Origin of the sequence: Roseivirga sp. BDSF3-8, from assembly GCF_041449215.1 — a bacterium.
Taxonomy (GTDB): Bacteria; Bacteroidota; Bacteroidia; order Cytophagales; family Cyclobacteriaceae; genus JBGNFV01.
The window spans coordinates 4,971,870-4,983,988 of the sequence record NZ_JBGNFV010000001.1; the positions used below are offsets into that span (position 1 = coordinate 4,971,870).

The following is a 12,119-nucleotide window of genomic DNA, read 5'->3' on the forward strand; positions in this document are numbered from 1 at the left end:
GTAGACTTTTTTATTAAAAAGTAATTCTATAGTCAAAAACTTTCGTTTAAAAGCATGGTGATTGCCTGGCAAACACCCCTAATGGTAATTATTTGATTGCAAATGATTAGCCATCAAGTGCAAATAAAGGAATTTTCATATTAAACCTCATCGTAATTAATATGTTTCTACCTTTACTTTCCAATTAATGGGCCATGTTCGGGCGAAACATTTCTAAAATTATCAAAAGGACATGAGAAAACTAACTTTTATGTTTATTGCCTCCATATTTTTAGCAGCTCCGGGCTGCGGACAGGAGGAAAAAGAGGGTGACGTACCTCCTGCTGAGGACAGGGAATCTGCCACGCCTATGGCACACCCTCCGGCTTATCCTCTTGAATACACTATGGTAACCCTGGATACTACGCTGGGGAATTGTGAGGATACGGAAACATTTCCCGCTTGCACAAGAATATCACTCTCCTATCCGGACAGCCTGCAGGGCTCAAGTGACTTGCTCAGGGATAGCATAGGTAATCTGGTACGGGAGTATGTTTATGAAAATGATGCCCGGGCGCAATTCTTTAAAAAATACTCTCCCAGTCTGATAGATACACTTGGGGAAGAATATCGAAACATGACACTTAGTAAATGGGAGGTAACGAATGACTTATCTGTTGAATACAATACCCCAGAGTTGGTGACACTGAAGTTTAACACATATCAGTTCACAGGTGGAGCCCATGGGAATGGTTCTGTAGTATTTTTTAATTTTGACCCCGCCAGCGGACAAAAATATAGTATCAGAGACTTACTAAAGGATCCGGCGGATATGGACTCATTGAATGCGGTGGCCGAAACTATCTTCCGACAAAGGTATGAACTTGGCAATCAATCTTTCAAAACAGCCGGATACTGGTTTCAGGACAATGAGTTTTCGCTCAATGATAACTTTACGATAACAGGTCAGGGGCTTAATTTTCTGTATAATGCTTATGAAATCACCTCTTATGCAGAAGGCACTCCCGAGCTTTTTCTGCCCTGGAATGCAATCTCCGGCCTGGTGGATGAAAACAAAGTTCCGGTTCAGATATCTGTAAATCAGTAATTAATATGAGAAAGATCAATAAGGTATGCGTATATGCCGCATCAAGCCCTTATGTAGATGAAAAATATTTTGCCGCAACAGAATCGCTGGCAAATTCACTGGTAGATAATAATGTGACGGTTGTGTACGGTGGAGGAGCAGTAGGTCTGATGGGACATCTTGCGGACACCGTCGTTGCACGGGAGGGGCGGATTATCGGCATTATGCCTAATTTCATGAAGAAAGTGGAGCTTAACCATAAGGCCGTTACCGAATTCATCTTTGTAGGTGACATGCATGAGAGGAAAAAGCGGTTTCTGGAAGAGGTAAATGGGGTGATCGCATTGCCTGGTGGTTGCGGTACCTTCGAAGAGCTACTGGAGGTTATTACTCTGAAGCGGCTGGGGCTTTTCATGGAACCAATCATCATTTACAATATCAATGGCTACTATGACCCTCTTATTCAAATGCTGGAAAAGAGTATTGAAGAAAAGTTTTTAAAGCCGAAGCATCGTATGATGTGGACTGTACTAAATGAAGGGGATGATGTGATGGAAGCCTTGCAAAACGCTCCGGAATGGACTGAGGAACTTGTTAATCTGAAGGGATACGCAAATCTGGAAAATAAAAAGCGCCCCTGATACAAGAAGCCTGAAAACAGACTACACAAAAATAAAAAGAGGGCACTATGCAGTGCCCTCTTTTTATCAATTAAGATAGATATATCGTCAGGGAGCTTACTTGCTTACTACAAGACGCTCTACTTTTTTCTCATCACCGCTCTCTACGGAGATCATGTAAACACCTTCACGCAGGCTCTGCACATCAAACGTATGTTCGATAAGGCCACTGAGCTGAGCGTAATCGGCAGTCGTAATAACAGCACCGGTTACATCATAAAGCTTGATTTTCACATCTTTAGCCTCAGGTCCTACGTTGTAGGATAGCGTAGAAGAAGTTTTAGCAGGGTTAGGAGCCATGAAGAAGTTTGCATTGGCATCGATACCACTACGAACACCTTCTACTTCGCTTGAAGCGATACCAGCACGCACACCACCGATGTTGATCGTGTAGTCTTCTACCTCACCGTAGCTGAAAGTCTCACAGCTGCCAGGTGCACTGTTATACTTCATAGATACACGCATGCGGGTGTTACCAGATTTGGCACCTGAAGGAACAGTAAAGTTACCAGACACTCCGCTACTTGAAGAAGAGCTCTTGCTAAGAATCAGCTCACCGCTGTCGTTAAAATCACCGTCGCCATTGTAGTCAATCCATACTCTGTAGTATTCAGTGTAAGATGAACCGCTGAAGTTAACATCTACAGTGATAGGGTAAGACGTACCCTGATATACAGACCATGCAGAAGCATCATAAGAAGCATATCCGCCGTTATCACCACTATTTGAGTACCACAAGTTAGCAAAGTCTACACGCTGAATCCACTCGTAAGAAGAGTTATTGCCTTTGGAAGCACAGTAAGAGGTAGAACCTCCCCCACCGCCGCCGGATGAGCCACCTACGTAGCCGTCAATCCATGTAGCGAAAGAAGACACTCTGCCATACATACCAGGATAGTTAGGGTCAGCACATCCGTAACCCCAGCTTACAATACCAGCAACGATCACACCAGAACCTTTAGAAACAACCAGAGGTCCTCCGGAGTCACCCTGGCAGGCATCAATACCACCAGTAGTGTAACCGGCACCAAGCTGATCAGAAGTGATGTTCTGAGGGTAAGCTGCATTAGCATAAGAATTAGACACGATAGGTACCTGAGCGGCCTGAAGCTGATCAGGTGAAGAACCACCTGAAGACAGGGTACCCCATCCTGATATGGTAGACATTACACCAGCATTGGTGTATCCGGCAGAAGCATCTGCAGCAGTAGCGTAAGGAATAGCCTGTACAGAACTGTTAAATGACAGAGGAGAAGAAAGCTTCAATAGAGCAGCATCTTTACCTGCGCTGGGCGTACTATATCCGGGATAAGCATAAATAGCTGATACAGAGCGAATCTGTCCACTGCTTGACTGGCTTATGCGGCTTGCACCTGCCATAACGCGGATGCTGGAAGCGGCTGTACCATCGATACAGTGAGCTGCTGTCAGAATCCACTCATCATCGATGATGGTTCCACCACAAAAGTGGTATCCGCTGGTAGTCTGTATAGAGACCTGGTAAGGGTAATCAGAAATGTTAGCATTACTACCACCCACAATGGCGCCTTCGTTATCTCCCTTCTGGGCAAAGGCTGCCGTAGCAGCAAAGATAGACATGGAAAAAAACAGTAAAATTTTTCTCATAAAAAGAGGTTTATAGTAAGAACATAATTTGGATTTACTCAATCCATAACCACGAAATTACTAACTTCTTTAAATCAGGAAAAGAATCTTTAATTGGGTGGATAACATTGGGGACCACCGTAATGCGGGTTTCCTCTTGCCTTGATTGGAATAAAATTTCACTAATAATAGACCAAACAAATGTTTGTTTAGATTTTATTCCATTATGGAGAGGATAGTTATGAGGAAGGAACTGAATAATTATAACATTAGAGGTTGAATAAGATTCTTCTTTCCTTACAAGTTATTTCTTAATAATACACAACTTGAAAAGAGGCACCTCTGGCGCCTCTTTTCAAGTTGTGGGGTACTATTCTTAAATGAATTATCGTTTGATAACGAGTTTTTCTACTTCATTATAGCCGTCACCTTTTACCTTAAGCATGTAAATACCATCGCGCAGGCCACTGATATTCAGGCTATGATTAGTGATGCCATTCCCGCTACTCATTTTCTGGCTAAATACCTCAGCGCCGCTTAGTGTCAATATTCTTACACTAATTCCGGTACTTTCCTTACCATGGTCCAAGGTTAAAGTAAGGTTGTCTCTGGCAGGATTAGGAAAATAACTCAGGCTAAGCTCATTTGCGCTTGAACGTGATGTAAAATCTGTTGATTTTGTTGCACCGTTAGAAACGGATATCGAATAATCTTCAACTTCGCCCGAGCCGTACGTTTCGCAGCTTCCGGGTGCCGAATTGTTTTTCTGACTTATCCGCATCCGTGTGTTCCCGTTGAAGGCGGTAGAGGGTACAACCACACTGCCACTTACAGAAACAGCAGTAGTTGGGCCGGCAGATAGTACCAGTTCACCACTGTCATCGAAGTCGCCATCCTGGTTCCAGTCCACCCAAGCGCGGTATACCTGGCTTGGTGCACGACCCTTGTGCCCTTCAGCTACAGAAAGGGTATAGGCGGATCCGGCAGAGACATTAAATGTGACGTTGGTGTAGTCTCCATATCCTCCGTCAGCACCAGAAGTGTTGCTGTTACCAGCAAAAGACACACTATTTATATAATCTTTATTGCCGCCACCACTGGATACACAATAAACAGGGTCTCCCCCACCGTTATTGCCACCATCCGTCAGGTTGACAGTGTAATCTTCCACCTCACCATACTGAAACACCTCGCAAGGTCCGGGAGCTGCATTATATTTCATAGCAACACGCATGCGCGTAAGAACAGGGGTAGTACCCGCAGGTACTGTTAGTGATCCTGTGGTAATTCCTTTTGCTGCACTACCTGCATCAAATACCAGCTCGCCGGCATCATCAAAATCCTGGTCATTATTCAGGTCGATCCAGATTCGCCAGTACTCATTATAGCTCCGGCCTGAATACCCGGGCTCCAGTGTTAGGCTGTAACTTGTTCCTATTTCCAGGTCTGCCTGCTGGCCGGTGAAGTCGCCATAGCCAAGGTTATCACCACTATTGTTGGTGAAAGACCCAATAGATACGCTTTGGACCCACTCATCTGAAGTGGTATTACCCTGTACATAGCAATAGCCTGTATTGTTTACAATTCCGTCTACCCAAGTCTCAAAGGAAGAGGCCCTTGCATACATGCCTGGATAATCCGGAAGTGCGCAACCATTACCCCAGCTAACGATACCGGCAAGTATAACACCATCGTTACTAGCATTCGGTACAACCAAGGGTCCTCCGGAATCACCCTGGCAGGCATCAACCCCGCCCTCGCCAAGATAGCCGGCAGCAAGCTGATCATCGGTAATATTTACTGTCGAGTACGCTGCGTCTGCATCAGCATTGGAAACGATAGGTACCTGTGCGGCCTGCAGGACATCAGGAGAGGTCCCGCCCGAGGAAAGCGTACCCCAGCCTGATATGAAGGAAATGATACCGGGATCGGTAAGTCCGCCCAATCTGTCTGCCTCAGTTGCCATAGGAATAGCACCTACATTTGGGGCAGAAAGATCAAGAGGAGAAGAAAGCTTCAGTAAAGCGCAGTCACGTCCCAGTGTTACGTCCTCATAGCCGGGAAAGGTAATAATGGTTTCTACCTGACGAATCTGGCCCTGGCTAGCAGTACTTAACCTTGTCGAACCGGCAAGGATCTGGATATTGGATGCTGTTCCTGTAGTACTCCCCTGAAAACAATGAGCGGCTGAAACAATCCAGTATTCATTAATGATGGTGCCGCCGCAAAAATGTGAGCCACTGGTGGTCTGAACTGATACCTGGTAAGGGTAATCAGCAATATCCGCGTTTGACCCACCTACGATGGCGCCGGGATCGACTTTTTGAGCAAAAGCGCCTGTAGCAAACGCAATGGTGAGACATAATGTGGTTAGTAATTTTTTTCTCATACTATGATGGATTATTAGTTGATTGAATTTATTGTGATTATCAATATAGTAATTTAAAGGCTTTTTATTAAAATTTTTATTTTAAAATATGTTTTTCATTGCATTTTGATTTTTAGACAAGAGGTTAATTTAAAATATTATTATTTGATAGCCTGGAGTTATAAATTGCCAGGAACGCTATAGAGAAGCATTGAGCTTTAGCACATCATTTAATATTCTACCTTTGTTGGATAATAAATGGATAAATTGGATAAGAAGATCATACTTAAAAAAGGAAAAGACCGTCCGGTCCGCAGGTTTCATCCGTGGATATTTTCAGGTGCTATTGCTAAAATCACAGGTAATCCTGAAGAAGGGGATGTGCTGCAGGTAACAGGAGCTGATGGTGAGTGGCTGGGGATCGCTCATTATCAGAATGGAAGTATAACCGGTCGAATAATTTCATTCGATGATGCTATTGCAGACAAAGAATTTTTTGTCAAACGGCTCAGATCAGCTGCACGACTTCGTAAAGAGATCGGTCTTCTGGATGCTGAACATACGAATGTATTCAGGCTTGTGCATGGTGAAGGAGATGGTCTTCCAGGACTTATCATAGACTATTACAACGGTACAGCAGTGGTTCAGTGTCATTCTATTGGCATGTACCGGAGCAGTGAGCTTATTGCCGAGAGCCTCAAAGAGGCATTGGGTGATCGCCTGAAGGCTGTTTATAATAAGAGTGGCGAGACCCTCCCCAAAAAATCTCCGGTCAGTCCAGAAGATGGATACCTTTGGGGAGCTTCGGATACTAATGAAGTGCTGGAGTATGGGAACAGGTTTTTAATAGATTGGGAGAAGGGCCAGAAAACCGGCTTCTTTATAGATCAGCGTGAAAACCGAAGACTTCTAAGTACCTTTAGTAAAGGGAAGTCAGTCATTAATACCTTCTGCTATACAGGAGGTTTTTCAGTATATGCACTTAAGGCTGGTGCTACAAAAGTGCATAGTGTGGATAGTTCCGCAAGAGCTCTGGAGCTAACGGATAAGAATATAGCCTTGAATTTTCCCGGAGAGTCATCTCATGAAAGTGTCAATGCCGATGTGGTGAAGTATATAAGGGAAGTGGATACCGGATTTGATGTGGTAATACTAGATCCGCCTGCTTTTGCCAAGCATATCAACGTAAGGCATAATGCTGTTCAGGGCTATAAACGCCTGAATGCCGAGGCTATCAGGCGAATGAAGTCTGGCAGTGTCCTATTTACCTTCTCATGCTCCCAAGTGGTAGACAGGCAATTATTTAGTAACACCATTGCAGCTGCAGCCATTGAAGCCGGGCGTAAGGTGCGTATTTTACACAATTTATCTCAGCCTGCAGATCATCCTGTAAATATTTTTCACCCTGAAAGTGAATACCTGAAGGGGTTAGTGTTATACATAGAGGACTAAAAAATTTCAATCCCAATAATAGATAGCTAACTTGGCCGTAATTCTGTGCACTCCCAAGCCAAGCTGAGGTAAAATTATCGCATAGAATGGGTGGTAATCCTTTTACGGCCAAATGTGCTGTTTTTTACAAAGATATTTAGAACAAGATCTTTTAACACATGGAAAATAATAACTCCTGGACTCAGAATTTAGGAAAGGACGTACCAGCCTCGATTGTGGTATTCCTCGTTGCCCTTCCCCTTTGCCTGGGTATTGCACTCGCATCTGAAGCTCCACTTTTTTCCGGTATCATTGCAGGTATCATCGGTGGTATAGTGATAGGCTTTGCGAGTGGTTCCAGCCTGGCAGTGAGTGGCCCTGCTGCTGGCCTTGCCGTTATTGTGGCAGATGGCATAGGTGAGCTCGGGTCGTTTAATATTTTCCTCCTTGCTGTGATGATAGGCGGTCTGATGCAGCTGACCCTTGGCCTTCTGAAAGCAGGTGTCGTCGCAAACTTCTTCCCTGACTCGGTTATAAAAGGCATGCTTTCTGCAATCGGTCTCATTCTGATTTTCAAGCAGATACCCCATGCCTTTGGGTTGGACGAAGACTATGAAGGAGATATGAGTTTCTGGCAGAAGGACGGCGAAAACACATTGACTGAGATATTGAAAATCACCGATTACCTGACTCCCGGTGCTATAATTATCACAGTTATCTCATTAGCCATCCTGATCCTGTGGGGGCTTCCTCAATTTAAAAAGTTCAAGTTCTTCCAGGTGGTGCCGGGAGCTATGATTGTTGTGCTTTTTGGAATATTCGCCAATGTATTTTACAAATCGTACATGCCCGAATTTTATTTACAGGATAGCCACCTTGTTTCTAATATTCCCTTAAGCTTCGGGGAGGATGGTGGATTCAGTTTCAGCAAGTTTACCAGCAACTTTACACTCCCCGACTTTAGTGCGATAGGCAATTACAATATGTGGGTAATTGCCTTTACTATCGCTATGATAGCAAGTATTGAGACTCTCTTAAGTATTGAGGCAACTGACAAGCTGGACCCGCTGAAGCGAATAACACCAACAAACAGAGAATTAATTGCCCAGGGTATGGGAAATACCTTATCAGGTCTTATAGGTGGTCTCCCAATCACGGCCGTTATCGTTCGAAGTTCTGCTAATATTAGCTCCGGGGCACGAACCAAGGTTTCGGCTGTGCTTCACGGGTTTATGCTATTAGCTACAGTAGCTTTTATTCCTCAGATACTTAACCTGATTCCTAAAAGTGCGTTGGCCGCCGTGTTACTTTTAGTCGGGTACAAGCTTACCAAGCCAGTATTGTATAAGCAGATGTACAGAAAAGGATGGGACCAGTTTCTCCCTTTTATCATTACCATTATCGCCATTTACTTTACTGACCTGCTTATAGGGATAGCTATCGGTATGGTAGTAGGGTTTTTCTTCGTTATGAAAAGCAACTATCACAGTGCAATTACAGTTGCCAGGCATAACAACAACTACCTCTTGAGGCTTAAAAAGGACGTTAGCTTTCTTAACAAAATTGAATTGAGGACTATCCTGAGAGAAATACCTGCTGGCAGCCATGTGCTGATTGATGGTACCAGGGCAAAATTTGTTGATAGTGATATACAAGAAACTCTAAAGGAGTTTACAGAAACAGCCTCTATGAAAGATATTACTGTGGAACTGAAATCCACTATGGATAACCTTAACGGGTTAGCTCCAAGAACTAAAGAAGATCTACAAGAACTCACTAAGGCATGAAACCATTCGAAAGATTATTACTAGAAAACAAGGCATGGGCTCAGGAAAAGCTAGAGGAGGATAAGGAATTTTTCTCACGCCATGCAACCACTCAAAAGCCAAAATTTTTATGGATAGGTTGTTCAGATAGCCGTGTACCAGCTAATGAAGTTACTCATACTCAGCCAGGTGAGATATTTGTGCATCGGAATATAGCAAATATGGTGGTGCATACAGACCTTAACCTGCTTAGTGTGCTGCAGTATGCTGTGGAGGTACTTGAGGTAGAGCACGTAATCGTATGCGGACACTATGGCTGTGGCGGTGTCAAAGCCGCTATGTCACGCAATAACTTTGGCCTGATCAACAAGTGGCTTAGAAATATAAAGGATGTATATCGTATGCATCGTGAAGAAATCAGCGCTATCACAGATGAAAATGATCGGGTTAATAAGCTGGTAGAACTGAATACAATTGAGCAGGTACATAATCTGGCCAAAACAACTTTTATACAAGACGCCTGGAAGGGCCGTAAAGCCCCTACCCTACATGGCTGGGTGTATAATCTGGAAGATGGCTTGCTGAACGAACTTGTCCAGCTGGATCATGATCATAAACTGGATGATATTTACATGTACGACTGATAAAGTTAATGCATCTAATATAAAAATGCTGCCCCGGAAAAGGCAGCATTTTTGTTATCGGTAGTTTATTATGTCAGCTACAAGATTATCACTTCTGGTTTGCGAAATCAGCCTGTCTAAAAACGCAAACTTAGTCCTGCACCGTAGCTAGTGAATACAATCTCAAGCTCATGACTGGATCGATGTAGGTCACTTTGCAGGGCATTATTATAAATGTCCACAGCTTGTACCATTTTTTTATTGGCACCGGAGCTTATCGGGATAGCTGCCACAATAAGTCCTCCCCCTATAGCTGCAAGAGTCCAGTTAGGCTCTCCGCCAACTATGGCGGCACCTAATGGCGCTCCCACAAGAACACCACCGGCAAAGCCTAGTACATTGGCTATGGTCGCATTTGTAGACGCTTTTTTGGCCAATACATAAGCTTCCTGATTATCTTCCATTATCAGCCTGAGCTGGGAAAAGTTTTTAGGCTCATACCCGTATTCATATTGCTGATAGAACCGGTAGCCGCCGAATACTTTTTCGTATTCTATAGAATCTGAAACCAGCTCGGTTGACTGTGCCTGTACGGCGGTGATACTGATTATTATTAAAATAAGGAGAAATAAATTTCGCTTCATGTCGAGATAAATAAGGTGAACAATAATAAGAAAAGAACAGGTTTGTGTCCAGCTTAATTATGATTCTAATATGCAACCGTCATCTCTACAAACCCAAGCAAATTATAGTAGAGTACTGCACCGGGTGAAAAGGGGTCTCCACAGGAACGTAGAGGTTCTACTTTTTCTATCCCCGAATAAATGTTTCTTGGGATTCCCGGAATACCTCCGGACCGCCCACAGAGTAGTGTGCATGCATGGCCGGCAACATCTGAATAGCTGAACCTGACATACTATCCTACCTTCTTTAGGCAGGTCTTTTTGTTTCAGGTTCACTCTTCTGCAGGTATCTGCTAAGCTGCTTAACCCAGGAAAGGTAGTGTTTTCTGATCAGCGAGGTATGAGCTTTGTCTCTTTAACGCCCTACTCTCCTGCATAGGCCTGAAATGTGTGAATTTCCCTCCCCCCTTAGGGTACATGCTAAACTTATTCTGAAGGTTTACTTGACAAAATAAGCCTCTTTAGGATCCTGACCAAAGGTCAAAACTTCAGGTGCAAATTGTACTTTTGCGCAATTCCAAAACACTCCTGTAGGTGATCTTCTTCCAGCAGAGTACTATCAGGTGCAGATGACATGGCTTAGCGATTCAGGTTACTTAAACCAATTTACAGTACAGTATGGATATTAGCAGGAATTCGTACTATTTTTACCCGGCTGGAAAGTAAACAGAGTAGCGTGCAATACGACATTATTATTATAGGTGGCGGAATCGTCGGGCTGGCCACAGCCATGAAAATCAATCAGCAAAAACCGGAGCTAAAAGTGCTTTTGCTGGAGAAGGAAATGGAACTGGCTGCTCATCAGACCGGACATAACAGTGGAGTAATCCACTCGGGGGTATATTATAAGCCTGGTAGCCTCAAGGCACGCAACTGCATCGAAGGCTATAATCAGCTTATCCGGTTTGCGGAAAAAGAAAACATCCCTTATGAACTCTGCGGCAAGGTAATCGTAGCTACTAGTAAAGAAGAATTGCCTGCTTTACAAAACATCCTTATCCGGGGTCGTGAAAACGGACTTTCAGATCTGCAAGAGCTATCAGAAGGTGAGTTAAAAGAGTATGAGCCGCATGTACATGGCATAGCAGGAATCCATGTTCCTCAGACAGGGATTATTGATTATAAGGCTGTGGCTATCCGGTATGCAGACAAATTCAAAGAAGGTGGCGGAGAAATCAGGTTAGGAGAAAAGGTGGTTCACATTGAGGCAAACAGCCAGGCGTCTAAAGGGCTGCACCGCGTCATCACAGGTAAAGAAACTTACGAGACCAGGCTTATAGTAAACTGTGCAGGTCTATATTCTGATAAGGTGGCCCGTTTTACACATCAGAAGCTGAACCTGAAAATCATTCCTTTCCGAGGAGAGTATTATGAAATCCGGAAAGAAAAACAGCATTTGGTAAAAGACCTCATATACCCTGTACCTGATCCTGCTTTTCCCTTCCTTGGCGTACACTTTACCCGAATGATTGGCGGGGGCGTTGAAGCTGGCCCCAATGCTGTCCTGGCATTTAGCCGTGAAGGATACACTAAAAGCCATATAAACCTGGAGGAGCTCGGCGAGACACTTGCATGGCCGGGCTTCCAGAAAGTAGCAGCTAAATACTGGAAAACGGGTTTTGGTGAAATGTACAGAAGCTTTAGCAAGTCAGCTTTTACCAAAGCTTTGCAAAAACTGATGCCTGAAATAAAAGAAAATGACCTTATACCTGGTGGTGCTGGTGTAAGAGCTCAGGCCTGTGATCGTAAGGGAGGGCTGATTGATGATTTTGTCATACTCGAATCAGACGCGGCAGTTAATGTATGTAATGCGCCATCTCCGGCTGCCACAAGCTCTCTTAGTATTGGTGATCATGTTGCGAACCTGGCGGTAAAGCGATTTTAAAGGACTCGCTCT

The 12,119-nt window shown here is 44.0% G+C and carries 9 protein-coding genes; 6 read left to right on the forward strand and 3 right to left on the reverse strand.

Annotated elements, in window-relative coordinates; translation table 11 throughout:
- Nucleotides 1-232: 232 nt before the first annotated feature.
- Together AB9P05_RS20565 and AB9P05_RS20570 are read left to right on the forward strand one after the other, a co-directional pair.
- Nucleotides 233-1,087, forward strand: a complete 855-nt coding sequence (locus tag AB9P05_RS20565; protein ID WP_371910720.1) for a DUF3298 domain-containing protein — start codon at nucleotides 233-235, stop codon at nucleotides 1,085-1,087.
- A 5-nt stretch (nucleotides 1,088-1,092) separates the two neighbouring features.
- Nucleotides 1,093-1,707 carry a TIGR00730 family Rossman fold protein gene (locus AB9P05_RS20570; protein WP_371910721.1) on the forward strand — a complete coding sequence of 205 codons (615 nt, stop codon included), beginning with the start codon at nucleotides 1,093-1,095 and terminating at the stop codon, nucleotides 1,705-1,707.
- A gap of 96 nt (nucleotides 1,708-1,803) precedes the next feature.
- Here AB9P05_RS20570 and AB9P05_RS20575 read toward each other — a convergent pair whose 3' ends face one another.
- Both AB9P05_RS20575 and AB9P05_RS20580 read right to left on the reverse strand, forming a co-directional pair.
- Nucleotides 1,804-3,372 carry a trypsin-like serine protease gene (locus AB9P05_RS20575; protein ID WP_371910722.1) on the reverse strand — a complete coding sequence of 523 codons (1,569 nt, stop codon included), beginning with the start codon at nucleotides 3,370-3,372 and terminating at the stop codon, nucleotides 1,804-1,806.
- Nucleotides 3,373-3,736: 364 nt separating this feature from the next.
- On the reverse strand, nucleotides 3,737-5,740 hold the full coding sequence (locus tag AB9P05_RS20580; RefSeq protein ID WP_371910723.1) for a trypsin-like serine protease: 2,004 nt from the start codon (nucleotides 5,738-5,740) through the stop codon (nucleotides 3,737-3,739).
- Between the two features lie 246 nt (nucleotides 5,741-5,986).
- On the opposite strand from AB9P05_RS20580, the gene AB9P05_RS20585 reads away from it, so the two are divergent.
- The 3 genes from AB9P05_RS20585 (at nucleotide 5,987) to can (ending at nucleotide 9,560) form a co-directional block, all read left to right on the forward strand.
- Nucleotides 5,987-7,171 carry a class I SAM-dependent rRNA methyltransferase gene (locus tag AB9P05_RS20585; RefSeq protein WP_371910724.1) on the forward strand — a complete coding sequence of 395 codons (1,185 nt, stop codon included), beginning with the start codon at nucleotides 5,987-5,989 and terminating at the stop codon, nucleotides 7,169-7,171.
- Between the two features lie 158 nt (nucleotides 7,172-7,329).
- Nucleotides 7,330-8,937, forward strand: a complete 1,608-nt coding sequence (locus AB9P05_RS20590; protein WP_371910725.1) for a SulP family inorganic anion transporter — start codon at nucleotides 7,330-7,332, stop codon at nucleotides 8,935-8,937.
- Nucleotides 8,934-9,560 carry a carbonate dehydratase gene (can, locus tag AB9P05_RS20595; RefSeq protein WP_371910726.1) on the forward strand — a complete coding sequence of 209 codons (627 nt, stop codon included), beginning with the start codon at nucleotides 8,934-8,936 and terminating at the stop codon, nucleotides 9,558-9,560. Before AB9P05_RS20590 ends, can begins: the two co-directional genes overlap by 4 nt.
- Before the next feature lie 116 nt (nucleotides 9,561-9,676).
- On the opposite strand, the gene AB9P05_RS20600 is transcribed toward can, so the two are convergent.
- Nucleotides 9,677-10,183 (reverse strand): hypothetical protein, encoded by a 507-nt coding sequence (locus AB9P05_RS20600; RefSeq protein ID WP_371910727.1) that lies wholly within the window; start codon nucleotides 10,181-10,183, stop codon nucleotides 9,677-9,679.
- A 715-nt stretch (nucleotides 10,184-10,898) separates the two neighbouring features.
- Between AB9P05_RS20600 and lhgO the strand changes: the two genes are divergently transcribed.
- Nucleotides 10,899-12,107 carry an L-2-hydroxyglutarate oxidase gene (gene lhgO / locus AB9P05_RS20605; RefSeq protein ID WP_371910728.1) on the forward strand — a complete coding sequence of 403 codons (1,209 nt, stop codon included), beginning with the start codon at nucleotides 10,899-10,901 and terminating at the stop codon, nucleotides 12,105-12,107.
- Nucleotides 12,108-12,119: the final 12 nt, after the last annotated feature.